Here is a 25,708-nt window from a genome sequence, read left to right as displayed (position 1 = left end):
GCCGCCTACTGTCACACGTGTGCCGAAACCCACGGCTCCGCGCATGGTCATGGCCTGGCCACTTTTCGTAGGCAAGCAAGCGTAAGGGCAGCCTACGCGCCCCGGCTACGCGCCTCGAATCCCGAGATGCACCACGTCGGGCACACCCCGGGCAACGGCGATCTCTTCCGTACGCACCCCCGTGAACCCGGCATTCCGGAGAGCCCGCTCGAATGCGGGCGACGGCTGGGCCGACCATACGGCCAGCACCCCGCCGGGGGTGAGGCGGTCCGCGCAGGCGTCGAGCCCGGCGGGGGAGTACAGCCCTTCGTTGTCCTCGGTGACGGTCCAGTCGGGGCCGTTGTCGATGTCCAGACACAGCGCGTCGTACGGCTCGGCGCCCTCCGCGCCGTCCCGCAGATGCGCCACCAGATCGGCCTGAACGATCTCCGCCCGCGGATCGGCCAGCGCCTCCCCGGACACCGCGGCCAGCGGCCCGTCGCGGTGCCAGTCGATCACCGCGGCCTCCCGCTCGACCACCGCGATCCGCCCCCACCGCGGCTCCGACACCGCCTCGACCAGCGAAAACCCGACGCCGAGCCCGCCGATGAGCAGCGCGGGCGAGGGGCGGCCGGGCGGCAGCGCGTCGAGCGCGGCACGGATCAGCAGCCGCTCGGAGCGGCCGTCGGACGTGTCCATGAGGAAGCACCCATTGGCGATGATCTCGAAGACGCCCCCGTCTCCCCGCTCCCCCTCGCCGCTCCCTCCGCGCCGCCGCAGCACGACCTCGCCATACGGCCCCTCCCGGCGGTCCACGGTCACCGGCCGGTCGTCGGCGATGTCATACGGCGACTGCATGGGACGGGTCCTCCCGGGCTTCCTCGGCTGAGCTGACGGCCCCATCCTCCCGCCGCCGCGCCCCGCCGGTCCAACCAATAGCCGGGCCGGACGGATGTGGCGGCCTTCACATCGCGTCGGCCGGTGAGATGACTCACCGGCCGACGGTTGTTGAGGGACTTGCGTGGATATACGCCGCGTACGCGCGAGACGAGGAAAGGGGCCCGTGGTGACGGCACCAGTGGAACGGCCCGGCGTGCGGGCCGAAGCGACGCCCGCCCCGGGCGTGCCCGCCGCGCCGCCCCGTGTCGGCGCGCGAGCCGCCGTGCCGCCCCCTTCCAGTGCGCCCGCCGCCGTACCGCCGCCCTCCGGCCGTCCAGCGGTCCGCCACCCGGCCGCCTCCGCCCCCAGCCCAGTCGCCCCCGACGTCGGCACGCCGCGGATACCGGCCCGCGCATCCCGCCGCGCCCTCCGCTGGTCCCGGCTCCGGGGCTGGTTGCCCACCCTCACCGGGACGCCGTTCGCCCTCTGCTACTCGCTGATCCTCCTCGGCACCGGCCTCTACGCGCACCTCGGCGACCCCCGTACCGTCCACGACCTGCTCACCGTCTCCAGCACCGATGTGTCCAACCTGTCCCAGCGGCCCCTGCTGACCCTCCTGGCCAGCGCCCTGTGGGTGGTGGGCGGCATCACCTCGCCCTACCTCGTCGCCTTCCTCCTCGTGCTCAGCGCGCTGGAGCGGCGCGTCGGCGGCCTGCGCACCGCCGCGGTCTTCCTGCTGGGCCACGTCCTCGCGACCCTGCTCACCGAGATCCCGGTCGCCGCCTCCGTCGCCGTCGGCCAGCTTCCCGACAGCTCGCTGCGCCGCCTCGACTACGGCGTCAGCTACGGCCTGATCGCCTGCGCGGGCGCCCTCGCCGGACTCCTTCCGCCCCGCCCCCGCTGGGCCCTGACCGGCGGGATCGGCGCGGCGCTGATCGCCGGAAGCCTGGTGGACTTCGACCCCCTCACCGACTGGGGCCACGCCCTGGCCCTGCTGATCGGTGTCGCGTGCTGGCCCCTCATACGCCGCGTCGCTCAGCGGCGCGGAGGTGGCCCCTCCGGGCGGGCACCCCGTAGCGCGTAGACGACCCCGCCCACCGCGAACACCACGCCCGCCGTCCACCACGCCGCCCGCTCGGGGCCGGGCTGCACCGACCAGGCCCAGACCGCCCGCCAGCCACCCGGATCGCGTCCCGCCGTCAGATAGACCGCGCTGGTGTGCGCCAGCACCGGCAGCCAGCTCAGCCGCGCGCCGATCAGGACGGCGGCGAGGGCCGTCACCCCCGTCGCGGCCATGGTGTTGCGGACCATCGCCGGTACCCCGAACAGCTCCGGGTGGCCCCGCACCCCCGCGGCGAACAGCGCCGCCGCCAGCGCCGTGAGCAGCAGCAACTGGCAGAGGCGGCGCGGCCACCAGGGGCGTACGGCGGTGCGGTCCAGCTCCTCGGAGTGGGTGTACAGGCTCGCCCCGATCGCCGCCGAGGCGAGCAGCGGCGCGAGGACGACGACCGGCAGCCGCGCCTGCGCGCCGAACTCGGGCCGGGACGTCAGCCAGTCGGCGCACCAGGCGCTCACCGCGGCGGCCGCGGTCAGGGCGGCGGCGGTCAGCGGCAGGGCCCGCGACCGTGCGTACAGCAGCACGCTCATGGGGCCGTCACCCGTTCGAGGCGGCAGGAGTGGGCCGCGGCCAGGTAGTCGCCGAGCCAGCGGGTGCGGTCCCGGTCGGGCATGGTCCGCAGCCTGGTGAGGGTGCGGGTGTAGAGCTGCGGGGGCGGCCCGAAGATCGGGTCGTCCCGTCCAGGCAACGGCGCCAGCCAGTCGACGACTGCCGAACTGATGTCGTCGGACCGGGGGCGGGTGCGGGTGTCGGGAGTCGGGCAGAAGAAGGCGGGATCCGCCACGGCCGCGGCCGCGTTGTACGCGAAGAACTCCGGCTGGGCGGCCCGGTCGGGGCGGAAGTAGGTGTCCCAGCCGGACACCCGTGCGTCGGTCTTGCGGTTCGCCGAGGACTCGCTCTCGACCACGCGGGCCGGGGCGTTCGGCACGCCCCGCAGTTTCGCCGACAGGCCCGCCACCGCCGCCGACGCACCGGGCAGCATCCGGGCGTGTACCCGTGCCGCGCACACCTGGGGCGTTCCGTCGTCGCACACGAGCGCGGCGGCTGCCGGGTCGGGCCGCCACGGGCCCTCGGTGCCCAGCTGCGTCAGCAGCGCCGCGGCGGTGGCGGCAGCGGCGAGCGGCACGAGCGCGGTGACGCGGCGGCGGGCGGCGTACGCCAGCAGGGCCGCCCCCGCCAGCCCGGCCGTCCACATCATGGAGACCGGGGCGAACCACCACAGCGGGCGTTCCCAGGTGTGGAAGCCCTGGAGGGCGGGGGACAGCCAGGTGGTGGCGGACTCGGAGTACGTGGGCAGGCCCAGAGCGAGATACGTGCCCACGGCCACCAGGGGCGGGGCGAGCCGCCACGGGACGACGCGGCCCGTGAGGAAGCCGAGCACACCAAGGGCACCGAGCGCCGTCGCGTCCGCCACCATCAGGGACACCCAGGGGCGGCCGTAGCTCGCGTACTGCCAGGTCGCGACCAGGCAGACGGCCGCGGTGAGCAGATACCCGGCGACCGGCCACAGGATGGTCGGCGCGGCGGCGAGCAGGGCCCGGCGCAGGGGCGTACGGGGCATGGTGGCGAGCAGGTCCCGGGTGCCCCGCCGCCGCTCGCGCCCGCCCTGCCAGCACGCGGCCGCGGCGGTCAGCGAACCACCGACCAGTAACCCGGCCGTTCGCAGGTAGTCGGCGGTGGAGATCCAGGCGTCGAGCCAGAGGTGCGCTTTCCCGGCCATGGCGAACAGCAGCGCGACCAGCACGGTCGCGCCCACCACGGGCCCGAACCAGCGGGTGAGTTCGGCCCGCAGCGGCCCCCGGAAGGGACGCTGCCACCGCGTCGCATGGCCGGACGGCGTGGGCGGGGCATCGGCGGCCCGGACCGGGCCGTCCGCTCCGGCCTGCGGGTCCGCCGACCCCTGTACGGCGGACACTTCCTGCCGCTTCCCGCCGGTCATCGGGCCACCGCCGTCCCCGGGCCGGCCACCGTGCCGTCCCCGGCGCGATGACGCCGCAGGACCGTGGCGTAGCCGCGTTCGATGGGGTTGTCGCCGATGTCCTCCGCCTCCGCCGCGTCGCCCAGCTCCGCCAGCGAGGCGGGGGTGCCCCGGTAGGCCACCCGGCCGGACTCCATCAGCGTCACCTCCGTACACGCCGCGGCGACGTCCTCCACCAGGTGGGTGGAGACGATCACCGTGGAGGCAGTGCCCAACTCGCGCAGCAGGGCCCGGAAGTCCACCCGCTGCTCGGGGTCGAGCCCGGCCGTGGGCTCGTCGAGCAGCAGTACGTCCGGTTCGTTGACGATGGCCTGGGCGATGCCCACGCGCCGCACCATGCCGCCGGACAGGCGGCGCACCTTGGTATCGATGCGGTCGGCCAGCCCGACCCGGTTGACGGCCCGTTCGACCGCCGCGGCGGCGGCCGTGCCGGACATCTCCTTCAGCCAGGCCACGTACCCCACGAACTCGCGCACCGTGAAGCCCGGGTAGTGGCCGAACTCCTGGGGCAGATAGCCGAGCCGACGCCGCACGGCGGTGCGGCCCGTGTGCCCGGCCACGTCGTGGCCGAGCAGCTCCACCCGGCCCTCGGTGGGCGCGGCGACGGTCGCCAGGACGCGGATCAGGGAGGTCTTGCCCGCCCCGTTGGGGCCGAGCAGGCCGTGTACCCCGGTGCCGAAGCCGAGGTCGACGGCGTCGAGGGCGGTGGTCCGGCGATGCCGGACCGTCAGCCCGTCGACGGACACGGTGGTCGTCATATGCGCTCCAAGTGGTCGAAGGAGGTGCGGCGCAGCGCCAGCAGCCCGGCGCATCCGGCCGCGGCGGCGGCCCAGCAGCCCTGTGCGGCGGGGCCGGACAGGACGGTGGCCAGGGAGTCGGCCAGGGCGTCGGCGGGCAGGCGGCCCGGCGGCCCGCCGGGCGCCGCCGCCGGTGCGCCGACGGCGAGCAGCCAGCCGATGGAGACCGCGCCGGTGGCGGCGCGGCAGCCGACGTACGAGCCGAGGGCGAGCGCGGCGAGCGTCAGCGCGAGGCCCGGCAGCAGCCAGGCCGCGGCCCCGGGCCCCCCGGCGGTGGCGGGGAGCAGCAGTCCGGCGAGGGTGAGCAGCGGTACGGACACGGTGAGCACCGCGGCCGTACGGATCAGCAGCAGCCGCAGCCCGCCGGACGGGGTGGAGGCGACGATCTCGTGCATCGGGTCGGCGTGCCGCCCGTACGACACGGCGACGCCGAGGGACGGCAGGACGGGAGCGAGCAGCAGCAGGAAGGGCCGTACGCCGCCGAACCCGGTGGCCCGCGCGGCGCACACCGCCCCGACGGCCATGACGAGCAGCGAGAGCAGCCAGGGCCCCCGCAGCGCGGGTCCCGCCGCCCACGCGAGCCGCCCGTGCACGGCGGCGCGGCGTCCCCCGCGGTGCCGGGCCGCGACGGCGCGCCACCCCGCCGCCGGGCCCGCCCCTGCCGGTGCGCCGGGGCCGCCGACTGTCCCCGCGCCCACGTGGCAGTCGCCGCCCCCGGCGGGCACGCGGGGTGTGCCGGGGCCGCCGGTCTCCGGGGCGCCCTGTCGGGCGCCGCCCCCGGAGGCACCCGCGCGGGCGGGCGCGGCCGGGGGTGCCCCCTGTGCCGACCGGCGGAGGCGCGGGCCGTGGCCGGGAGTCGCCCCCTCCGGGGCCGTCGCGGTGGCCAGCAGAGAGGCCCGTACCGCCGCCAGCGTCGGGGCCGCCGCGCCCGCGCGGGCGGCGGCCGAGACGCGGGCGGCGCAGGGCGTACACGCCTCCAGATGCTTCTCGACCGACCAGGCGTCGAGCTCCGGCAGCGAGCCGTCGGCGTACGACGCCGCCTGGGCGGGGGTCACATGCCAGGCATGGGTCATGGGGTGCCTCCCAGCGGGTGCGGCGTGGGCAGCGGGGACAGCTGGGCGAGTACGGAGCGCAGCTCGCTGCGGGCGCGCCGGGCCCGCGACTTGACGGTGCCCTCGGGGATGCCGAGGAGCTGCGCCGCCTCGCGCGTGGTGAGCCCGTCCACCACCGTGGCGCGCAGGACGGCGCGCAGCTCGGGGGAGAGCCGGTCCAGGGCGGCGCCGACGGTGCCGTACTCCAGCGCGTCGAGCACCCGGTCCTCCGCCGAGGGCGCGGTCGTGTGCGCCGCGCCCGGGTCGTGGAGCGCGTGCGCGGACTGCGCCTCGGCCGTGCGGACGGCGGTGCGCCGGGCGTCGACGAGGCGGCGGGCGGCGATGGTCCACAGCCAGCCGCCCGCCTCGCCGCCGCGGTGCGAGGCCGCGGACCGCCAGACGGTGACGAAGGTGTCCTGGAGGACTTCCTGCACGGTCTCGGGGTCGGCGCAGCGCCGGGTGAGCCGGGCGTGCAGCCAGCCGCCGTGCCGGTCGTACAGCGCGGCCAGCGCGTCGGCGTCGCCTCGCGCGACCGCGCGCAGCAGCTCCGCGTCGCTCGGGTGGGCCCCCAGGGGGCGTAACGGTCTCACGCTTCCTCTATCGCTCGGGAGCCCTCCTGCGGTTCACGGCGGGCACCGCGGCTGATCGCTCACAGCGAACACGGGGTCGGGAACACCTGGGGCCTCACAGGCATTGAGTCTGCATAGCTCAACTTGCCTGCCGAAGGGGAGATCATGGCTTCGCTGTCTACACCGCTCACCCTGCCCGTCCTGCCTCTGGACGACGAGGTCGTGCTGCCCGGCATGGTCGTGCCGCTGGACCTTTCCGATGCCGATGTGCGTGCCGCGGTGGAGGCCGCCCAGGCGGCCGCGCGGGCCGATGGCGGGAAGCCTCGGGTGCTGCTGGTGCCGCGGGTCGACGGGACGTACGCGGGAATCGGGACGCTGGGCACCGTCGAGCAGGTGGGGCGGTTGTCCGACGGGGATCCCGGGGCGCTCATCCGCGGGGTGCGGCGCGTGCGGGTCGGGGCCGGGACGACCGGGCCCGGGGCCGCGCTGTGGATCGAGGGGACCACGGTCGAGGAGATCGTGCCCGATCCGCTGCCGGGGGCCGTCACCGAGCTGATGACGGAGTACAAGGCGCTGGCCACCAGCTGGCTGCGCAAGCGCGGCGCCTGGCAGGTCGTGGACCGGGTGCAGCAGATCGACGACGTGTCGCAGCTCGCGGACAACGCCGGATACTCGCCGTTCCTGAGCGTCGCCCAGCGCGTGGAGCTGCTGGAGACGGCCGATCCGGTGGCCCGGCTCAAGCTGGCCGTCACCTGGCTGAGCGATCACCTGGCCGAGCAGGACGTGGCCGAGTCGATCGCCAAGGACGTCCAGGAGGGCGTGGACAAGCAGCAGCGCGAGTTCCTGCTGCGGCGGCAGCTGGAGGCCGTGCGCAAGGAACTGGCCGAGCTGAACGGTGACCCCGAGGACGAGTCGGACGACTACCGGGCCCGGGTCGAGGCCGCCGATCTGCCCGAGAAGGTGCGCGAGGCGGCGCTGAAGGAGGTCGACAAGCTGGAGCGGGCCAGCGACCAGAGTCCCGAGGGCAGCTGGATCCGCACCTGGCTGGACACCGTCCTGGAGCTGCCGTGGAACGAGCGCACCGAGGACGCGTACGACATCCCCGGCGCGCAGGCGGTGCTCGACGCCGACCACGCGGGTCTGGCGGACGTGAAGGAGCGGATCACCGAGTACCTGGCGGTGCGCAAGCGCCGCGCCGACCGCGGGCTCGGGGTCGTGGGCGGGCGGCGCGGCGGGGCCGTGCTGGCGCTCGTCGGCCCGCCCGGCGTCGGGAAGACCAGCCTCGGCGAGAGCGTGGCCCGCGCGATGGGGCGGAAGTTCGTCCGGGTCGCGCTCGGCGGCGTCCGCGACGAGGCGGAGATCCGCGGCCACCGGCGTACGTACGTGGGCGCGCTGCCCGGCCGGGTCGTACGGGCCGTCAAGGAGGCGGGCTCGATGAACCCGGTGGTCCTCCTGGACGAGATCGACAAGGTCGGCTCCGACTTCCGCGGCGACCCGGCCGCGGCCCTGCTGGAGGTCCTGGACCCGGCGCAGAACCACACCTTCCGTGACCATTACCTGGAGGTCGAACTCGACCTGTCCGACGTGGTCTTCCTGGCCACGGCCAACGTCCTGGAGGCCATCCCGGAGGCGCTGCTGGACCGCATGGAGCTGGTGCGGCTCGACGGGTACACCGAGGACGAGAAGGTCACCATCGCCCGCGACCACCTGCTGCCCCGGCAGCTGGAGCGCGCCGGTCTGGAGCCGGGCGAGGTCGGCGTGGCGGACGAGGCGCTGCGCAAGCTCGCCGGGGAGTACACCCGGGAGGCGGGCGTACGGACCCTGGAGCGCTCGATCGCGCGGCTGCTGCGCAAGGTGGCGGCCCAGCACGAGCTGGGTGAGCGGGAGCTGCCGTTCACCGTCGGGGTGGAGGAGCTGCGCCCGCTGATCGGGCGGCCGCACCACACCCCGGAGTCCGCGCAGGACCCGGCCGAGCGCCGCACCTCCGTGCCGGGCGTGGCGACCGGGCTCGCGGTGACGGGCGCGGGCGGCGACGTGCTGTACGTGGAGGCGTCGCTCGCGGACGCCGAGACGGGCGGCGCTGGGCTGACCCTGACCGGCCAGCTGGGCGACGTCATGAAGGAGTCCGCCCAGATCGCCCTGTCCTTCCTGCGCAGCCACGGCGCGGAGCTGGAGCTTCCGGTCGGCGACCTGAAGGAGCGCGGCATCCACCTCCACGTCCCGGCGGGCGCGGTGCCCAAGGACGGCCCGAGCGCGGGCATCACGATGACCACCGCCCTGGCCTCGCTGCTGTCGGGCCGCCAGGTGCGGCCGGAGGTGGCGATGACGGGCGAGGTCTCGCTGACCGGGCGGGTGCTGCCGATCGGCGGCGTCAAGCAGAAGCTGCTGGCGGCGCACCGGGCCGGGGTGACCACCGTGATCATCCCCAAGCGGAACGAGCCGGACCTGGACGATGTGCCCGCCGAGGTCCTGGCGAAGCTCGACGTCCACCCGGTCTCGGACGTCCGCCAGGTCCTGGAGCTGGCCCTCCAGACCGCCTCGGCGAGCGCCCCGGAGGTCCCGGTGGCGGCGTGAGGACGCGGTAACGGGTAGAGCGATAGCGAGTAGACAGGTCTGTCTGGTAGCGTCTCCGGCGTACCAGACAGACCTGTCTGTTCGTTTGCCGTTCTCGCCCCCCATGTCGCCCTCGCGGAGGAAAGCCGTGCGCACTCTCGTCGTCCTCGCCCATCCCGACCTCGCCGCCTCCCGCGTCAACGCCGCCCTCGCCGAGGCCGCCCGGCCGGTGGACGGCGTCACGCTGCACGATCTGTACGCCGCCTATCCGGACCTGGTCGTCGACGTCGAGCGGGAGCAGCGGCTGCTGCTGGAGCACGACCGGATCGTGCTCCAGTTCCCCTTCTACTGGTACTCGGCGCCGCCGCTGCTGAAGAAGTGGCTGGACGAGGTGTTCCTGCGCGGCTTCGCGTACGGCTCGAACGGCACGTCGCTGCGCGGCAAGGCGCTGCTCGTCGCGACCACGGCGGGGGCGTCGGAGGAGATGTACCGGCCCGAGGGGTTCAAGCGCTTCACGGTCGCCGACCTGCTGGTGCCCTTCGACGCGACCGCGAACATCACCGGGATGCGTTACGAGGAGCCGTTCGTCGTCCACGGCACGCACGGGATGGAGGGCGCGGCGCTCGCCGCGCATCAGGAGCGCTACCGCGCGCTGCTCGCGTCCGGGGTGCTGCGGGAGCGCGACCTCGCCGTCGCGTGACACAAGGGGAAGGGCCCGGCCGCCTCGCGCGCGGCCGGGCCCTTCGCCGTGTCCGGGGAGCTACACCCGCGCCGGGCACGCCTCCGCGATCAGCGCCCGCGTCGCCTCCCGCGCCGCCTCCGCGAACTCCGGCCGGGGCTCCAGCGCTGCCGCGGCCATCGTGCCGTCGATGAGGAGCGAGATCCGCAGGGCGAGCTGTTCGGGGTCGGCGGCCCCGGCCGCCCGGGCCAGCTCGGTCAGCCAGGCCCGTACGGCGCGCTTGTGCTCGACGGTCGCGGCGTGCGCGTCGCTGCCCGGCTCCGTCTCGCCCGCGGTCCTGGTGAACGCGCAGCCGCGGAAGCCGTCCCGCAGGATCGCCGCGCCCAGCCCGTCGAAGAGGCCGGTGAGCTGGTCGCGCGCATCGGGTCCGGCCGCCTCGGCGGCCCGGGTCAGCGTGCCGCGCCAGCGGACGTCCGACTCCCGCAGATAGGCCAGGACGAGGTCGTCCTTGCAGCGGAAGTGGGAGTACAGCGTCGCCTTGGCCACGCCCGACTCGGCGATGATCCGGTCCACTCCGACGCCCCGTACGCCGTGGGCGTTGAACAGTCCGTACGCCGTGTCCAGGATCCGCTCGCGGGCGGGGGGCCGGGCGCTGCTCATGGTCTCGCTCCTCGGGTGGGCCGGGGTGGCCGGAGGAAACGGCCGGTGCCCTCCAGCGTACAGACAGACCTGTCCGTGCACCGGAGGGCGAGGAGCGCCGTGGGGGGTGGTGGTGCGGCTCAGCCGCTGGCGAGCGCCTTCAGCCGGTCCAGCGCGCCGTTGAAGAGGTTGTGGTCGCCGACCGTCGGGCCGGAGGAGGTGTACTGCCAGATGGTGTGGAAGTCCCAGCCCGCAGGCAGCTCGCCGACGGAGGAGCCGTAGCGCGGGATCCACAGCGGGTTGACGCTGCCGAAGGCGCTGGAGTTGCCGGTGCAGCTCTTCCACCAGCTGGTGGAGGTGTAGATCACCGGGTCGCGGCCGGTGCGCGACTTGTAGGTGCTGGTGAAGTCCTTGACCCAGCTGACCATCGCGCTGGCGCTCTTGCCGTAACAGGTGGCGCCGTAGGGGTTGTACTCCATGTCCAGCGCGCCCGGGAGCGTCTTGCCGTCCTTGCTCCAGCCGCCGCCGTGGTCGACGAAGTAGTTGGCCTGGGCGGCGCCGGAGGAGTTGTCCGGCAGGGCGAAGTGGTAGGCGCCGCGGATCATGCCGGCGTCGTACGAGCCGTTGTACTGCTGGGCGAAGTACGGGTTGGTGTAGCTGGTGCCCTCGGTCGCCTTGACGTACGCGAACTTGACCCCGCTGCTCCAGAGGGTCGACCAGGCGACGTTGCCCTGGTGGCTGCTGACGTCGACGCCTTCGACGGTGGCGAGCAGACCGGACGGCGGTTCGCCGGTCGTGGAGCCGCCCTCGTGTTTGAGAATCTGTGACCCCGCCCAGTCGTCCTCGGGGTGGGGGATGGTCTTCGTGCCGCCGTCCACGGCCGGGTCGTCCACGACCGGGTCGTCATCGGCGGACGCGGGGCCGGACAGCGCGAAGGACGCGGCGAGGAGGGCGGACAGGAGGGTGGCGAGCAGGCCGATCAGCGTGCGCGGGGTGCGCCGGGTGGGGCCGGGTCTGTGGACAGGCATGGCGTGCCTCCGAAGCTTCGGTGGGGGGAGCGGGGAAGACATGCGGTTGGAATGGCCATGTCATAAGAACGCTACGGGCGTAGATAGCAACGGGGAAGAGTCGGAGCGGGCTGCCGTTGGTCTAATCCTGCGAAATACTGATGGAGCTGCGGTAACAGCCGTGCGTGCAAGAAACTTTCACGATGTGAAAACCCGGAGAGGGCTCTGACGTGCACAACAACGGGGCAACGCCCCCCGAGGAGGGCGAGGGCGGCACCGTGGGCGGAATTGGTGTGGACCATGCGTTCCTGTCGCTGGAGCGCGAATTGGCGGTCTTCCTCCGCCGGGCCCGCGCCTCCTCGGGCGAATTGGCCCGCGAGGTCCACCCCGACCTGGAATCCGCCGCGTACGGGCTGCTGATGCGCCTGGAGGACGCGGGGGAGCAGCGCGCGACGGACCTCGCGGCCTACATCGGCGTGGGCAAGGCGACGATGAGCCGGCAGCTGCGCGCGCTGGAGGGGCTCGGGCTGGTGACCCGGGCGCCCGACCCGGCGGACGGCCGGGCCTTCCTGGTGCAGCTGACGGACGAGGGCCGGGCCCGCTTCCGGCGGGTACGGGGCGCCCGGCGCGCGCGGTACGCCCGCCGGCTCGCCGCCTGGGAGCGCAGCGAGGTCGCCGAACTCGCGCGGCTGCTGCACCGGTTGAACAGCACGCAGGAAGCCGACGAGCCCGGGCAGGCGGCCCGCGCGGAGCGGGACCAGTAGGGCGCTCATGTACGTCAGGATCGGCGAGCCGCGCCGATCCGGCGACGTGGGTGTGGCGACTGCGGTACCCGGCCCTCGAATGAGTGAGTGTCAGGCTCCTGTAACGACCACTACGGCTCGACCAGCACGGCCGCCGCGTCGTCGTGGGTCTTGCCGCGCGGGAAGGCCGCCCCGTCCGGGTCGGCCCGCTCCACCGCCCGCACCCGGTCGATGAGCGCCTGCGGCCCCTCCTTGCGCAGCAGTCCCAGGCAGGCGGCCCAGTCGCCCTCGTGGAACCGCTCGACCCAGCGCGACGCCCCGTCGGTGAGGGCCGCCAGGGCCCGTACCTCCCCGCGCGGCAGGCTGCCGGTGACGGCCTTGGCGGTGACCGCCGGATCGGCCGCAGCGGTGAAGAAGCCGCCCTCGACGTTGCGCAGCGGGGCGACCCGCCGCCCCTCGGCGCGCAGCCGGTCGATGCGGTCGTCCAGCACGGCCGTCACCCCGCCCCCGGTCCGCTCGATGAGCAGGACGGAGTCGGAGAGCACCAGGTATTCGGCCCGGTCGGCGCCCCAGCGCGCGGCGACCACGGTCGCCTGAGGGGTGAGCGGGTGAGAAAGGTCACATGTTGAACCATGTGCCTCGGCGGTGCGCGCGATCGCGTACGCGAGGCAGTCGGCCAGCGGCGTGTCCGGCCGCGCACCTGCGAGTTCGAGGAGCGCGCCGCCGAGCCGGGCGGTGTACCAGGGCACGCCGTGGACGCATCCGGCGTCGCCCTCGGGCGGGGTCACCCCGTCCAGCACCACGAGCGCGCCGCCGTGTCCCGACGCGGGCAGGGCCACGGACGCGTAGTCCTCGTTGGGGCGCCGCGGGTCGCCGGGGTCGGTCGCGAGTTCGATGCGCATGGCGTCAGTCTGCCGGACGGCCGTCCCCCGCTCCCGTTCCCGCGCTCCCGATTTCAGGTGCGGGCGGGACGGTGGGCAGGGGGAATGCGCATCCTGCCAGGACGGGCAAGCGTTTTCCAGCCCGTGAAAATCGGCCCCCGGGTATGGTCCGGAAGCAAAGTTGGTGCTCAACTACGCAATGCGGTTCACTCGTTCGGGTGGGCCGAGTGGGTGATGCGTATCCGCTCCGGAGCCGTCCCTGGAAGGGTCGGATTCCCCACCGGGGGTGGGGAATCGCAATTGTTGATCCGTCGTCACCTCTGGAACCACAGCGGTCTGGAACCACAGCGGTCGGGCGAGAAAAGATGGTGAGCACCGGTGCGGAAGAAGCGGCTTCGGGGCACCAAGCGCGAGCACATCGGCGAACCCCGCGATCAGCGTGAGCAGCGCGAGCAGGGGAGCTCGGAGGGGGCCTCGCCGGAGTCCCCGCCGGACACCCCGGCGTTACAGCCGCCACGGGGGCGCCCCGCACGCGTCCGCAACCGGCTGACCGCCTCCGTCGCCCTCGTCTCCGTCGCCGTCCTCGCCGCCGGTGCCCCCGCGGTCCTCAGCGCCCTCGACGACGCCACCGGCACCCAGAAGCTGGTCGACCTCGCCGAGGCCAACCGCGGCACGGTGGCCCTCGCGCACTCCCTCGCCGACGAGCGCGACGCCATGACCGCGTTCGTCGCCGCGGGCCGCACCACCTCCGCGGGCGACGGCGTCTCCGAGGACCAGCGCGCCCGCGTCGACCGGCAGGTCCAGGAGGTGCGCGGACAGGTCCCGGCCGCCCTCGGCGCGCTGCTGGACACCCTCCCCGAGATCCGTCAGCAGGCCCTGACCGGCAAGGGCTCCTCGCTCGATGTCTTCGACGCGTACACCGAGGCCGTCCAGGCGCTGAACCGGGTCGCCGACACCCTCGCCCGCACCCTTCCGGCCGATACCGACACCGGCCCCGCCCCCGCGCTCGCCCCGCTCGGCCGGGCCGTGGAGGAGGCGTCCGCCACCCGCGGGCTGCTGCTCGCCGCGTTCGCCGACCGCGGCGGCCGGAACCGGCTGACCGCGGCCGCCCAGCGCACCCAGGTGCGCGAGCAGTCCGCGCTCGCCGACTTCCACCAGCTCGCCCCGGCCTCCGCGCGCGACGCCTACGGCCGCACCGTCAACGGCACCGAGGTCGCCACAGCCGAGCGCTACCTCGACCGGCTCACCGATCAGCCCCGGCTCTCCGGCCAGGAGCTGGCCATCGACAAGAGCCGTCTCGCCGCCGCCCTGACCGCCCGCATCGACCGGATGCGCGGCGCCGAGTCCGCGCTCGCCTCCGCCGAGATCACCCGGCTCGGGCAGCTGCGCGACGACGACGTCACCGCACTCGAAGTCAGCATCGCCCTCGCCGGTGCCTGTCTGCTGCTCGCCCTCGGCACCAGCATCCACAGCGCCCGCTCGATGACCCGCCCGCTGTCCGCGCTGCGGCGCGGCGCCCGCCGGGTCGCCGCCGACCCGGCCGTCGAGGGGCCGATCGCCTTCAAGGGCCGCAACGACGAGTTCGCCGACGCCGTACGGGCCGTCAACGAACTCCACCAGGCCGCGCTGCGCCAGAGCGAGCGGCTCACCCAGCTCGACGGCGAACGCGTCCGGCTGGCCGATCAGCGGCGGCAGCTCGCCGACGAGGCGGCCGGGCTGCGCGCCGAACGGGACGCGGTCGCCACCCGGCTGGAGGGGCTGCGCGCCCGGGTCCACAGCAGCTTCGTCAACCTGGCGCTGCGCAGCCTCGGGCTGATCGAGCGCCAACTGGCGATCATCGAGTCCATGGAGGAGCAGGAGCAGGACCCGGACCGGCTCGAAACCCTCTTCCAGCTCGACCACCTCGCCACCGGCATGCGCCGCTACGGCGAGAACCTGCTGATCGTCGCGGGCTCCGAGCACCAGGCGAACCACCCGGGCCCGGTGCCGCTGCTGGACGTGCTGCGCGCCTCGATCAGCGAGGTCGAGCGGTACGACCGGGTGCACCTCCAGTCGCTGCCGCCGCACGCCCAGGTCGCCGGGTTCGCGGCCGACAGCGTCAGCCATCTGATCGCCGAACTGCTGGAGAACGCCACGGCGTTCTCGCCGCCGGACGCCGCGGTGCAGGTGTCCGGCTGGCTGCTGGAGAGCGGCGAGGTCATGCTCTCCGTCCAGGACGAGGGCATCGGCATGACGCCCGAGCGCATGACGGAGCTGAACGAGCGGCTGGCCGACCCGGTCCCCGAGTACTGCCAGGGCCCGCAGCCGGACGATCCGCTGGGGCTCGGCCTGTACGTGGTGACCCGGCTGGCCGCGCGGCACGGCGTACGGGTGTCGCTGCGCGAGCAGCCGCCGGGCGGGATCGCCGCCGTCGTCGTCCTGCCCACCAAGATCCTCCCGGCGGGCCCGCCGGGGGCCGGGCTCCCGCCCGCCCCACCGGCCGCCGCGACCGGCCTGCCCGCCTTCCCCGGCGCCGCCGCCGAGGCCAACGGCAACGCCCTCCCGTCCCAGGACCGCCCGGGGTCCGTCGGCTCCGGCGCAGGCGTACCGGGCCAGCGCCGTCCGGCGGCCGCGGCGCCGGAACTCCCCGACGAGCCGGACCCGGCGCCCGAGGCGGGACCCGAGACGGTGTCGTGGGCGACCCCCGCCTCCGGCGAGGCATGGGCGGGCGCCGCGGACGAGGACCCGTATCCGATGGAGCCCACGCCGCCGCGCGGGCATCCGGCCCCCGGCTCGGGGGAGGAGCTGCCGGTCCTTCCGAAGCGCACCCCGAAGACGACGACTCCGGCCGCCGACGGTCCCGACCAGCCCGCCGATCACGCGGTGTCCGACGAGCCCACCGTGCCTCCCGCCGAGCGCACGATGGAGCTGACCGTGCCCGGCGCCGAGCCGCCGTTCGACAGCCGCGCCGTACGGCCCGCCGGGGCGGACGCGTGGGGCCCCGCGGGTCCGGCCGATCCGTACGCGATCGGCCCCGACGAGCACTCCCACGCCGCGGAGTCGACCGGCGAACTGCACCGCACCGACAAGGGACTTCCCAAGCGGACCCCGCGGAACGTGGCCCGCCGCGACCTCGACCCGCAGGAGCGCACGGGGTCGGTGAACGCGGAGGAATTGCGGCGTAGGCTGGGCGGGTTTCAGCGCGGTGCGCGGGACGGCCGCCGGGACGCGGAGGCCGAGTTCGCCGCACGCGGCACGGACGCACAGCAGGGCACGGACGCACAGCAGGGCACAGCCGGACAGCGCGGCACGGACGGACAGCAGGGCACGGCTGGGCAGCCGGGCACGGCCGGGCAGCGTGGCACGGCGCAAACGGGGGCGCAGGACGGGGGCGGCACGGTTGAGGAGGCACGCGGGTGAATGCGCCGAGTAGTACCTACGGGTTGAGTTCCGAGGCCCGTAATCTGCACTGGCTGCTGTCGAGCCTGGTCGAGGAGGTGCCGGGCGTCCGCTCGGTGGCCGTCGTCTCGTCCGACGGGCTGATGCTGCTGTCCTCCGACGGGCGGCACGCCGCCGCCCCCGCGGGCCCGGCCACCCAGGACGGCCCGAAGGGCTCCACCGCGGACCTCGCGACGATCGTGTCGGGTCTCGGCAGTCTGACGCTCGGCGCGGCGAAGCTGATGGACGGCGGCGGCGTCAAGCAGACCATGGTGGCGATGGACGAGGGCACGCTCTTCGTCATGTCGATCAGCGACGGTTCGCTGCTGGGGGTGCACGCCACCCCGGACTGCGACATGGCCGTCGTCGCGTACCACATGGCGCTGTTCGTGGGCCGGGCCGGGCATGTGCTCACCCCCGAACTGCGCTCCGAACTACGGAGGTCGCTGGAGTCGGCGCAGTGACGGCAGGGTCCGGCCGGGCCGCGCGCAGACCGGCCCGGGTGCGTCCGTACTCGCTCACCGGCGGCCGCACCCGCTCGGGACACGTGCTGCTGGTGGAGACGTTCGTGGCGTCGCTGGAGCCCGCGGAAGGGCCGGTGGACGGACCGCTGGACGGGCTCGCGGACCCGGTGCCGAGCGGTACTCCGGGCGCGCGGATGCTGCCGGAGATACGGGCCATCATCGAGCTGTGCCGCAGGATGCGCTCGGTCGCGGAGGTCTCCGCGATGCTCAAGATTCCGCTGGGCGTGGTGCGCGTCCTGCTCAGCGACCTCGCCGATCAGGGAAAGATCCGTGTGTACGGCACCGGGCGGGGCCCCGGACAGCCGGATCGCGCGTTGCTCGAAAGGGTGCTCGTTGGACTTCACAGACTCTGAGACGATGACGGTGACGCCGCCGCATGTGTCGGAGATACCCGGTGCCGGTATACCTGGCGCCGAAGAACGGCTTCAGAGCTGGCAGACGGACCGCTCACGGGCGCCCATCGCCACCAAGATAGTGATAGCGGGGGGTTTCGGCGTCGGGAAGACGACGTTCGTGGGTTCGGTCTCGGAGATCACCCCGCTCCAGACCGAGGCCCTGATGACGCAGGCCAGCGAGGAAGTGGACGACCTCGGCGCGACGCCCGAGAAGCTGACCACGACCGTCGCGATGGACTTCGGGCGGATCACGCTCGCATCCGATCTGGTGCTCTATCTCTTCGGCACCCCGGGCCAGCAGCGGTTCTGGTTCATGTGGGACGACCTGATGCGCGGGGCGATCGGGGCGGTCGTGATGGTCGACACCCGGCGGCTGGAGGAAAGCTTCCCGGCGCTGGACTACTTCGAAAGCCTCGGCCTGCCGTACGTGGTGGCGGTCAACCACTTCGAGGGGACCCCGCTCTACGGGCCGGACGACGTCCGGGACGCGCTCTCCGTGAAGCCCGAGGTACCGGTGGTGACCATGGACGCGCGGCAGCGGGTCACGGTGGTGGAGGCGCTGCTGGCCTTGGTGGGCCACGCCGTTGACGTGTCACCCGAGTGAACTAACCTCGGCTCCGCTCGCGGAATGGAATGCCCCGTTCCTCTTCCTGTCCTGAGCCTGAGAGAGAGCCACGGTCATGCGGAAAATACTCATCGTCGGAGCCGGCCAGTCCGGCCTCCAACTCGCCCTCGGTCTCCAGGCGGAGGGCTACGAGGTCACCCTGATCTCCAACCGCACGGCTGACGAGATCCGCTCCGGGCGCGTCATGTCCACGCAAGTCATGTTCGGCACCGCGCTCCAGCACGAGCGCGACCTGTCGCTCAACTTCTGGGAGGAGCAGACGCCGCGCATCGAGGGCCTCGGCGTGTCCATCGCCGGACCGCCGACGCCCGAGGGGCCGCACTCCCGCGCCGTCGACTGGGTCGGGCGGCTCGACGGGCACGCCCAGTCCGTCGACCAGCGCATCAAGATGGCGGGCTGGGTGGAGCTGTTCGAACAGCGTGGCGGCCGACTCGTCATCCACGGCGTGTCCGTCTCCGACCTGGAATTCTTCACCCAGAGCCACGATCTGGTGCTGGTGGCCGCCGGCAAGGGCGAACTGGTCTCGCTCTTCGGCCGCGACGCCGCCCGCTCCCCGTACGACACCCCGCAGCGCGCCCTGGCCGTCTCCTATGTGCACGGCCTCGGCCCGCGCCCCGAGCACCCCGAGTTCGACGCGGTGCGCTGCAACCTCGTCCCCGGGGTCGGCGAGCTGTTCGTCATGCCGACCCTCACCACCAGCGGGCGCGCCGACATCCTCTTCTGGGAGGGCGTCCCCGGCGGCCCGGCCGATGCCTTCCAGGGCGTCACCGACCCGTCCGACCACCTGGCCACCACGTTGGAGCTGATGGAGCGGTTCACCCCCTGGGAGTACGCGCGGGCCACCAAGGTCGAGCTGACCGACGCGGGCGGCACGCTCGCCGGGCGGTACGCCCCGACCGTACGCAACCCGATCGGCGAACTGCCCGGCGGCGGCCTGGTGCTCGGCGTCGCCGACGTCGTGGTCGCCAACGACCCGATCACCGGCCAGGGTTCCAACTCGGCGGCCAAATGCGCCGCCTCCTACCTGGAGAGCATCGTCGCCCATGGCGACCGGCCGTTCGACGCCGCGTGGATGCGGGACACCTTCGAGCGCTACTGGGCGACCGCCCGGCACGTCACCAAGTGGACGAACGCGATGCTCGCCCCGCCGCCCGGGCACATCGTGGAACTGCTCGGCGCGGCGGGCGGCCTGCCGCCGGTGGCCGACCGGATCGCCAACGGCTTCGACGATCCGTCCGACTTCGAGCACTTCTTCTACGAGCCCGAGAAGGCGGCGGCGTATCTGGCTTCCGTGGATTCGTAGCTTCTGTGGATTCCTAGCGCGCGCCCGGACGGACCACGCCCTGCACCGGATTGGACGCGAGCGGGGAGAGCCGCACCGTGGTGCCCGGCCGGGGCGCCTGCACCACCTGGCCGCCGCCCGCGTAGATCGCCACATGGCTCGCGCCCTTGTTGTAGATCACCAGGTCACCGGGGCGGATCTGGCTGAGCGAGATGCGCGGCAGGCGGCGCCACTGCTCCTGGCTGGTGCGCGGAATGGTCCGTCCGGCGTGCGCCCACGCCTGGGAGGTCAGCCCCGAACAGTCGAAGGAGTTCGGCCCCTCGGCGCCCCACACGTACGGCTTGCCGATCTGGTTGAGCGCCCACCGCAGCGCCCGCTGCCCGGCCCCAGCCGTGGCCGTCGGGAGCCGCCCGGGGGTCTTCGGCACCGCGGGAGTGGTGGCCGTGCCGCCGCCTGTGCCCCCGGCCGGGTTGCTCCCCGTGCCCCCGGCCGGGTTGTTCGGGGCCTGCCCGGCGCCCTGATCGCCGCCGCCTCCCTGGTCCGAGCCCGTACCCGTGCCCTGGGCCGCGGCGCCGGGGTCCGGGTCGGGCGGCGGCGGGGCGGCGCTCTGGGGACGGCGGGTGGCGTTGCCCAGCGCGCCGGAGGCGATCAGCTTGCGCTGCCGCTTCTCGGTCTCCTCGCGCTCCTTCTCCGCCACCTGGGTGATCTGGCGGGCGGTCAGCGAGGCGAGCTTTTTCTCGATCTTCGTGAGCCGCTTCTTGACCTTGTCGCGCTGCTTCTTCTTCTTCGCGCTCAGCGACAGCTGCTTGTCCAGGGCGCTCCTGGCCCGGGTCGCGAGGGCGTCGGCGTGCCGCTCGCCCTTGGTCAGCCGCTCCACCACGGCGGCCTCCCGGTCCGCCGCCCGGCCCAGCTCGCGCGCCTGGTCGGCGGCCTCCTCCGGATGCGGGGTGAGCAGCGTCAGCAGGAAGGTGTACGTGGAGAGCGGGGTGTGACCCTGGTACTGCTGGCGGGCCAGCCGCCCCGCGTCGTCCCGGCTGGCGGCCAGGTCGGTGCGGCTGCGGGCGAGGTCGTCGGTCAGCCTCCGGGTCTTCGACCGCTGCTTGCGCAGCTTCTCCTCGGTGGCGTTGTACGCCTCGGTCGCCTCCTCCGCCTTCCGGTACAGCGTCTTGAGCTGGGTGAGCAGCCCGGCGACCGACTGGTCGGCGGGGCGGGTGGAGGGCTTGGCAGGGGCGGCCGTCGCCGCCGGTACGGGCGGGACGAGCGCGGCGGCCGCGGTGATCGCCGCCGCGCAGACCGAGCCTACGATCCGTCCTGACACGGTCTCACACCTCCGGCTGCGGGAACGGGGTCCGACGACCACCTCAGCAGGAACGCGGCGTGACAGTCGTATCTTCTGGGGATTGATGGGCGAGTCGGCCCAATACGGTCACCCGTCCGGAGGGTGTTCGCGGGTGCGGGAGGGGCCTTCGGAGGCGCCTCGGCCCGGGCCTTCGGCGCGGCTCGCCAAGGGCGGTCGTATCGGCACGCCTCAGCGCGGCTTGGACCACGGCCACTTCGGGCCGCCGCCCGGCCTGCCCTCCGGGTCGTACTCGTAAGCCCAGCCCCGGATCAGCCCCAGGCGCCGCGTCGTGCCCGCCGGGACGCGGCGGTATACGTGCACGGTCGGCGGCCCGCCGTCCTCGTCCGGGACCGGGACCTCGTACGTCTTCGGCGGCTGGCCCGTGGCGCCGACCAGCACCGACAGCACCCGGCCGTCCAGCGGCCCGCCGACGAACGGTGTCTCCTCGCTTCTCACCGCGGCCCCTCCGGCCGCGTCCAGGGCCTCACAGCAGGTGCCGCGCCGCGCCGAACACCGGCGCCACGCGCCGCGCCAGCGTGCCCACCGGGCCGTGCGCGGGCTCCGCGGCGAGCGCCGCCCGGATCACCCGGGCCGCCTGCGGATCGGTCGCCGCGGTGGCGGTCAGCAGCGCCACGAAGTGGTCCACCAGCCAGTCCCGCAGCTCCCCGGCCGACGGCTGCTTGTTCTCGTCCAGCCAGATCAGCGAAGCCGCCTCGACCGCCGTGATCCAGGTGCGCACCATCATCCGCAGCCGGGCACCGGGCTCCTCGACCGGTGCGTCGGCCGTCAGGTGCAGCAGGATCTGCTCGGCCGCGGCCCGCCGCACCTCGTCCACGATGGCGCTGGTGCGCGAGGTCTCGGCCACGCTGCCGCCGTGCAGCAGCGCGCTGAACCCCGCGTCGTGCTCGTCCACCCAGGTGAGATAGCGGTCCAGTACGCCGCCCAGACGGGCGCTGAGCGGGCCGGTCCGCGGCTCCTCGAAGCACCCCTCCAGCTCATCGGCCGCGCTGCGCAGCGCGGCCTCGTACAACTGCTGCTTGCCGCCGGGGAAGTAGCGGTAGACGAGCGGGCGGGAGGCGTCCGCTGCCGAGGCGACGTCGTCCAGCGACACGTCCTCCGGCGCGTGGTGGGCGAACAGGCCGAGCGCGGCGGTGATCAGTTCGGCGCGCCGCGCCTCGACGCTGAGCCTGCGGTACGCACCGCGGCGCACGGTGGCCGGGGGTGTCCGGTCCGCGTCCGTGTCCGCCGGGGCGGTGCCACTGCTCGTCGTCATGCCTGGCAGGGTAACCGCACTCCGGCAGGTGGCGAGTGGCGGCCCGGTGGCGACGGTGCCGGACAGGGGCCCTAGAGGAGGCCGCTGCTCTGCCACAGCCTGCGGCCCGCACCGCGCAACACCCCGACGTCGTCGAGGAATTCGGTCAGCCGCCGGGCCCCGCTGCGCATCACCTCGCGGCGGTGGCCACTCGCCCGCACCTGGGCGACGGCCGCGCGCCGGTCGAGGCCGACGTCCGTGTACACCTGAGGGTTGACGAAGGCGAGCGAGAACAGCCGGGCGAACTCGCCCGAGCCGATCCGGGTCACCTCCTTCTCCCAGCGCGGCGCCCGCACCATCTGGCGGCGCAGCTCCTCCCGCGCGTACCGCACATGGCGCGCCTCCTCCACCACATGGATGCGGGTCACACCGCGCACCAGCGGCTGGACGCGCTCATCGGGGAACGTCAGCCGCTGCATCCAGTCCAGCACCTCCTCGCCGAGCAGGGTGGCGGTGAACGAACCGGGCGTGGTGGAGAACGTCTTGAAGAACCGGCCCAGGTTCTGGTGGAGCCGGGACACCGGATACGCGGGCGTGCCGCCCTTGGCGATCAGCCGCGCGAACATCTGGGAGTGGCGGCACTCGTCGGCGATTTCGGTGAGCGCGTAGCGGACGTGGGCGCTGGTCGGGGACTTGTCGTAGATGTGCCGGGTGAGCAGCTGGATCAGGATGATCTCGAACCAGATGCCCAGCGAGGCCAGCGCCGCCGCCTCGTGCCGCGACAGCAGTATCCGCTGCTCCTCGGACATCCGCCGCCACATCGGGGTGTCGTAGAGGGAGACCAGCTCCGGCGGCCAGAACCACTTGTCCGGCAGGTGCGGAGCGTCCCAGTCCAGCTCGGTGTCGGGGTCGAACGAGTGCCGGGCGGAGGCCCGCAGCAGCCGTTCCGCCACCTGTTCCCGGTCCTTGAGGAGCCCGAGCGCGTCCCGGGGCGCGGCTGATTCGGTCGCGGTCGTCATCGCTGGAGACACCTCGGAGGAGTGGTCGCGGCTGGACAACCCTTATGAGACTCTGTGTCAGCAAGCCCGTCAATCCCTCGGGCGCAGCGAGGCGAAGGAGCCGCCGTGTCGACACAGGACCTCTACGCCATGGACCCCGGCGACCCGAAGTGGCAGGTGCCCGCCGCGGGCGCCGCCCGGTTCTCCTGGGAGTACGACGACCACCGGGCCCGGCTGCTCGCCCTCTACCAGAAGGGCAAGGACAAGCAGTGGGACGCGACGAAGCGGATCGACTGGGACCTGGAGGTCGACCCGTACGATCCGCTCGGCACCCCCGACGAGGCCCTCGCCCTCTACGGCACGCGCCACTGGGACCGGATGAACGACCGGGAGCGCGCCGATGTGCGCCGCCACGCCGCCTCCTGGCAGTTCAGCCAGTTCCTCCACGGTGAGCAGGGCGCCATGGTGTGCGCCGCCCGCATCGTCGAATCGGCGCCCGACCTCGACGCCAAGTTCTACTCCGCCACCCAGACCATGGACGAGGCCCGCCACGCCGAGCTGTACGGCCGCTTCCTGCACGAGAAGATCGGCATGGTCTACCCGATCAACGACAACCTCCAGGCGCTGCTCGGCGACACCCTCGGCGACTCCCGCTGGGACATGGCGTACCTGGGCATGCAGGTCCTCATCGAGGGCCTGGCGCTCGCCGCGTTCGGCCTCATCCGCGACACCACCGACAAGCCCCTGCCGCAGCAGCTGCTCGCCTACGTCATGCAGGACGAGGCCCGCCACGTGGCCTTCGGCCGGATGGCGCTGCGCGACTACTACCGCGATCTGACCGACGCGGAGCTGCGCGAGCGCGAGGAGTTCGTCATCGAGGGCTGCTACCTGATGCGCGACCGGATCCGCGGCGTCGAGATCCTGGAGAACCTGGGCATCCCGAAGGCCGAGGCCGAGGAGTACGCCGAGCGCTCCCCGTATCTGCACATGTTCCGCAAGCTGCTGTTCAGCCGCATCGTGCCGTGCGTGAAGGATATCGGCCTGTGGGGCGAACGCCTCCAGCGCGCCTACGTCGACATGGGCGTCCTGGAACTCGGCGACAGCAACCTGGATCTGCTGATGAACCAGGACGAGGAGGTGGCCCAGCGCCTGGACGCCCAGCGCTTCGCCACCGAGGAGGCCGCCAGGACCGGCGAGGTCGAGGAGGCCATCGCGCAGGGCGCGGCGGACGACTGAGCACGTCTGATCGCGTCAGGCGTCCGCCGGGCGGGCCGGGCGGATGGCCTCGGCGGCCGCCGACGCGAATCCGGCGAGGGCGCGCGGGCAGCGCCACCGGGACTCCACCTCGGCGGGGGAGAGTTCTCCGGAGTCGTCCGCGCCGGACCGCCCGGCGAGCTCGTCCCAGGACACGTCCTCGGCCGCGGGGTCGCCGATCAGCTCCAGGGCGGTGGGGAAGCCCTCCAGCTGCCCGATGTCGAGGCCCGCGTCGCTCGGATGGCCCGGATGGTCGCAGGGCGCTTCGGCCCCGTCCGCCGCGACGGCGCGCAGCGCGGCGGCGGTCCGGTCCGCCACCTCGGCGGCCGAGTGCCACTCGACGTGGCCGTACATCAGCACCAGGCCGAGGGCCGGGAACGCCACCTCGGCGGAGCCGGTGCCGTGGGTGGCCCTGGCCGCCTCGAGCCGGTCCACGCAACCCGTCACCACCGCGTCGATCTCGTCGTCGTCGCCCAGGTAGTAGCCCTGGTAGACGCACTCGTAGTCGTCGATCAGATCCTGCAGCTCGTTCATGATCGCTGCGACGCGTTGTCGGTGCGGTGTGGTTCCCTCGGTGGACGAGCGTGAATCGTCCTGCCGGAGAGGAACCACCCCATGGCCATCCGCCACGCCGCCGCCTTCCGCCGTCTCCACGACGGCCGCACCGGCTTCCTGATGCCGAACGCCTGGGACGCCGGGAGCGCGATCGTGCTGGCGGAGGCCGGGTTCGAGGCGCTGGCGACGACCAGCGCCGGGATCGCGTTCTCGCTGGGCAGGCCCGACCACACCATCCCGGAGGGCGGCAAGGCGGTCTCCCGGGACGTCATGTTCGACCGCGTCCGCCAGATCACCGCGGCCGTGGACCTGCCCGTCAACGGCGATCTGGAGGACGGGTACGGGGCGGAGCCCGAGGCCGTCGCCGAGACCATCCGGCTGGCCGTCGACGCGGGCCTCGCCGGTGGCAACATCGAGGACTTCGCGGACGGGCGGCTGTACGACGAGGAGCTGGCCGTCGCCCGGATCGCCGCCGCCCGCGAGGCCGCCGACGCGAGCGGCGGCGGCTTCGTGCTCACCGCCCGCACCGACGGCCTGATGCTGCCCTCCCCGGCCCCGCTCGCCGACGCGATCCGGCGCGCCAACCGGTACCGGGAGGCGGGCGCGGACTGCCTCTACGTGCCGGGCGTCAACGACCTGGCGAGCATCACCACCCTGGTGGCCGAGATCGAAGGACCGCTCAACGTGGTGATGGGCCTCGGCGCCACCAGCCTCACCGCCGACGCCCTGCGCTCCGCCGGGGTCGCCCGGCTCAGCCTCGGCGGCAGCATCGCGCGCGCCGCGCTGGGCTTCGTACGGGACAGCGCCCGGGAGTTGCTGGAGCGGGGCACGCTGACGTTCGCCGAGCGCCAGATCGCGCAGGGCGAGCTGAACGAGCTGTTCGCCCGCGGCGGTCTCGGCCTCGGCTGAGGTATGCACGCTGCTGCTCCGGAAGCCTTACCGGCGCCCAAACGCCCCGCGTACGCAGGGAAGTTGAGTCGGAGCACAATGATCACCGTTTCCCCACCGAGTCGTTACCGATGGCTTGCTAAGTTTTTGATCACCGCCTTCCGGAACGCGCCGAGTCATGTGGGGATGACCCGGGCCGGGGGCGGTCGTATGAAGGAACGGCCAAAAGGGTGCTCTCCACGGCGGTGGGGGGCACCCCTTTGTTGT

General features: G+C 73.7%; 25 protein-coding genes. 11 read left to right on the top strand and 14 right to left on the bottom strand.

Annotation, left to right across the window (positions count from 1 at the left end; all coding sequences use genetic code 11):
* Positions 1 to 105: 105 nt before the first annotated feature.
* The gene (locus tag ACH4TL_RS02350) at positions 106 to 837 is read right to left on the bottom strand and encodes a spermidine synthase (RefSeq protein ID WP_398313278.1); all 732 of its coding nucleotides are present in this window, start codon (positions 835 to 837) and stop codon (positions 106 to 108) included.
* A gap of 208 nt (positions 838 to 1,045) precedes the next feature.
* Between ACH4TL_RS02350 and ACH4TL_RS02345 the strand changes: the two genes are divergently transcribed.
* Positions 1,046 to 1,942 (top strand): rhomboid-like protein, encoded by an 897-nt coding sequence (locus tag ACH4TL_RS02345; RefSeq protein WP_398313280.1) that lies wholly within the window; start codon positions 1,046 to 1,048, stop codon positions 1,940 to 1,942.
* Here the strand turns inward: ACH4TL_RS02345 and ACH4TL_RS02340 are convergent.
* Genes ACH4TL_RS02340 through ACH4TL_RS02320 form a run of 5 tightly spaced genes read right to left on the bottom strand, consistent with a single transcriptional unit; the run spans position 1,894 to position 6,431 of the window.
* Positions 1,894 to 2,505, bottom strand: coding sequence for a hypothetical protein (locus tag ACH4TL_RS02340; RefSeq protein ID WP_398313281.1), 612 nt, complete (start codon positions 2,503 to 2,505; stop codon positions 1,894 to 1,896). The genes ACH4TL_RS02345 and ACH4TL_RS02340 overlap by 49 nt on opposite strands.
* Entirely contained in the window at positions 2,502 to 3,914 is a 1,413-nt protein-coding gene (locus tag ACH4TL_RS02335; RefSeq protein ID WP_398313283.1) for a hypothetical protein, read from the bottom strand. Before ACH4TL_RS02335 ends, ACH4TL_RS02340 begins: the two co-directional genes overlap by 4 nt.
* Positions 3,911 to 4,711: an ABC transporter ATP-binding protein gene (locus tag ACH4TL_RS02330; RefSeq protein WP_398313285.1), complete on the bottom strand. Its 801-nt coding sequence runs from the start codon at positions 4,709 to 4,711 to the stop codon at positions 3,911 to 3,913. The genes ACH4TL_RS02335 and ACH4TL_RS02330 overlap by 4 nt, the downstream gene beginning before the upstream one ends.
* Entirely contained in the window at positions 4,708 to 5,823 is a 1,116-nt protein-coding gene (locus ACH4TL_RS02325; RefSeq protein WP_398313287.1) for a zf-HC2 domain-containing protein, read from the bottom strand. Before ACH4TL_RS02325 ends, ACH4TL_RS02330 begins: the two co-directional genes overlap by 4 nt.
* Positions 5,820 to 6,431: an RNA polymerase sigma factor gene (locus tag ACH4TL_RS02320; RefSeq protein WP_398313289.1), complete on the bottom strand. Its 612-nt coding sequence runs from the start codon at positions 6,429 to 6,431 to the stop codon at positions 5,820 to 5,822. Before ACH4TL_RS02320 ends, ACH4TL_RS02325 begins: the two co-directional genes overlap by 4 nt.
* Before the next feature lie 144 nt (positions 6,432 to 6,575).
* On the opposite strand from ACH4TL_RS02320, the gene lon reads away from it, so the two are divergent.
* Together lon and ACH4TL_RS02310 are read left to right on the top strand one after the other, a co-directional pair.
* Complete coding sequence (lon, locus tag ACH4TL_RS02315) at positions 6,576 to 8,984, top strand: endopeptidase La (protein ID WP_398313291.1); 2,409 nt, start codon at positions 6,576 to 6,578, stop codon at positions 8,982 to 8,984.
* A gap of 127 nt (positions 8,985 to 9,111) precedes the next feature.
* Positions 9,112 to 9,663, top strand: a complete 552-nt coding sequence (locus ACH4TL_RS02310; RefSeq protein ID WP_398313293.1) for an NAD(P)H-dependent oxidoreductase — start codon at positions 9,112 to 9,114, stop codon at positions 9,661 to 9,663.
* A 60-nt stretch (positions 9,664 to 9,723) separates the two neighbouring features.
* On the opposite strand, the gene ACH4TL_RS02305 is transcribed toward ACH4TL_RS02310, so the two are convergent.
* Together ACH4TL_RS02305 and ACH4TL_RS02300 are read right to left on the bottom strand one after the other, a co-directional pair.
* Positions 9,724 to 10,302 carry a TetR/AcrR family transcriptional regulator gene (locus ACH4TL_RS02305; RefSeq protein ID WP_398313295.1) on the bottom strand — a complete coding sequence of 193 codons (579 nt, stop codon included), beginning with the start codon at positions 10,300 to 10,302 and terminating at the stop codon, positions 9,724 to 9,726.
* 119 nt (positions 10,303 to 10,421) lie between these two features.
* Complete coding sequence (locus ACH4TL_RS02300; protein ID WP_398313297.1) at positions 10,422 to 11,309, bottom strand: lysozyme; 888 nt, start codon at positions 11,307 to 11,309, stop codon at positions 10,422 to 10,424.
* Positions 11,310 to 11,518: 209 nt separating this feature from the next.
* Here ACH4TL_RS02300 and ACH4TL_RS02295 point away from each other — a divergent pair, with 209 nt between their 5' ends.
* Complete coding sequence (locus tag ACH4TL_RS02295) at positions 11,519 to 12,052, top strand: MarR family winged helix-turn-helix transcriptional regulator (RefSeq protein WP_398313299.1); 534 nt, start codon at positions 11,519 to 11,521, stop codon at positions 12,050 to 12,052.
* Between the two features lie 110 nt (positions 12,053 to 12,162).
* On the opposite strand, the gene ACH4TL_RS02290 is transcribed toward ACH4TL_RS02295, so the two are convergent.
* Entirely contained in the window at positions 12,163 to 12,933 is a 771-nt protein-coding gene (locus ACH4TL_RS02290) for a hypothetical protein (RefSeq protein WP_398313300.1), read from the bottom strand.
* A gap of 357 nt (positions 12,934 to 13,290) precedes the next feature.
* Between ACH4TL_RS02290 and ACH4TL_RS02285 the strand changes: the two genes are divergently transcribed.
* The 5 genes from ACH4TL_RS02285 to ACH4TL_RS02265 all read left to right on the top strand — a co-directional run bounded on the left by ACH4TL_RS02285 (position 13,291) and on the right by ACH4TL_RS02265 (position 19,176).
* Positions 13,291 to 16,311, top strand: a complete 3,021-nt coding sequence (locus ACH4TL_RS02285) for a nitrate- and nitrite sensing domain-containing protein (protein WP_398313302.1) — start codon at positions 13,291 to 13,293, stop codon at positions 16,309 to 16,311.
* A complete protein-coding gene (locus ACH4TL_RS02280; RefSeq protein ID WP_398313304.1) occupies positions 16,308 to 16,793 on the top strand; it encodes a roadblock/LC7 domain-containing protein in 486 nt (161 codons plus the stop codon). Before ACH4TL_RS02285 ends, ACH4TL_RS02280 begins: the two co-directional genes overlap by 4 nt.
* Positions 16,790 to 17,206 carry a DUF742 domain-containing protein gene (locus tag ACH4TL_RS02275; protein ID WP_398313306.1) on the top strand — a complete coding sequence of 139 codons (417 nt, stop codon included), beginning with the start codon at positions 16,790 to 16,792 and terminating at the stop codon, positions 17,204 to 17,206. Before ACH4TL_RS02280 ends, ACH4TL_RS02275 begins: the two co-directional genes overlap by 4 nt.
* A gap of 4 nt (positions 17,207 to 17,210) precedes the next feature.
* Entirely contained in the window at positions 17,211 to 17,852 is a 642-nt protein-coding gene (locus ACH4TL_RS02270; RefSeq protein ID WP_398313308.1) for a GTP-binding protein, read from the top strand.
* 76 nt (positions 17,853 to 17,928) lie between these two features.
* Positions 17,929 to 19,176, top strand: a complete 1,248-nt coding sequence (locus tag ACH4TL_RS02265; RefSeq protein ID WP_398313310.1) for a styrene monooxygenase/indole monooxygenase family protein — start codon at positions 17,929 to 17,931, stop codon at positions 19,174 to 19,176.
* 13 nt (positions 19,177 to 19,189) lie between these two features.
* Here the strand turns inward: ACH4TL_RS02265 and ACH4TL_RS02260 are convergent, their stop codons facing one another.
* The 4 genes from ACH4TL_RS02260 to ACH4TL_RS02245 all read right to left on the bottom strand — a co-directional run bounded on the left by ACH4TL_RS02260 (position 19,190) and on the right by ACH4TL_RS02245 (position 22,765).
* Positions 19,190 to 20,473, bottom strand: coding sequence for an NlpC/P60 family protein (locus ACH4TL_RS02260; RefSeq protein WP_398313312.1), 1,284 nt, complete (start codon positions 20,471 to 20,473; stop codon positions 19,190 to 19,192).
* Positions 20,474 to 20,683: 210 nt separating this feature from the next.
* On the bottom strand, positions 20,684 to 20,950 hold the full coding sequence (locus ACH4TL_RS02255; protein ID WP_398313314.1) for a hypothetical protein: 267 nt from the start codon (positions 20,948 to 20,950) through the stop codon (positions 20,684 to 20,686).
* 28 nt (positions 20,951 to 20,978) lie between these two features.
* Positions 20,979 to 21,767, bottom strand: coding sequence for a TetR/AcrR family transcriptional regulator (locus tag ACH4TL_RS02250; RefSeq protein ID WP_398313316.1), 789 nt, complete (start codon positions 21,765 to 21,767; stop codon positions 20,979 to 20,981).
* A gap of 71 nt (positions 21,768 to 21,838) precedes the next feature.
* Positions 21,839 to 22,765: a diiron oxygenase gene (locus tag ACH4TL_RS02245; protein ID WP_398313318.1), complete on the bottom strand. Its 927-nt coding sequence runs from the start codon at positions 22,763 to 22,765 to the stop codon at positions 21,839 to 21,841.
* 105 nt (positions 22,766 to 22,870) lie between these two features.
* On the opposite strand from ACH4TL_RS02245, the gene ACH4TL_RS02240 reads away from it, so the two are divergent.
* Positions 22,871 to 23,980, top strand: a complete 1,110-nt coding sequence (locus tag ACH4TL_RS02240; RefSeq protein WP_398313320.1) for a ferritin-like domain-containing protein — start codon at positions 22,871 to 22,873, stop codon at positions 23,978 to 23,980.
* Positions 23,981 to 23,995: 15 nt separating this feature from the next.
* Here ACH4TL_RS02240 and ACH4TL_RS02235 read toward each other — a convergent pair whose 3' ends face one another.
* Entirely contained in the window at positions 23,996 to 24,532 is a 537-nt protein-coding gene (locus ACH4TL_RS02235; protein ID WP_398313322.1) for a hypothetical protein, read from the bottom strand.
* Between the two features lie 81 nt (positions 24,533 to 24,613).
* On the opposite strand from ACH4TL_RS02235, the gene ACH4TL_RS02230 reads away from it, so the two are divergent.
* Positions 24,614 to 25,462: an isocitrate lyase/phosphoenolpyruvate mutase family protein gene (locus ACH4TL_RS02230; protein ID WP_398313324.1), complete on the top strand. Its 849-nt coding sequence runs from the start codon at positions 24,614 to 24,616 to the stop codon at positions 25,460 to 25,462.
* The last annotated feature ends 246 nt before the right edge of the window (positions 25,463 to 25,708 follow it).

Origin of the sequence: Streptomyces sp. NPDC021115, assembly GCF_044333065.1 — a bacterium.
In the GTDB taxonomy this organism is placed as follows: Bacteria; Actinomycetota; Actinomycetes; order Streptomycetales; family Streptomycetaceae; genus Streptomyces.
The sequence above is the reverse complement of the archived record's forward strand: the minus strand, read 5'-3'. Positions and strand labels throughout refer to the sequence as shown.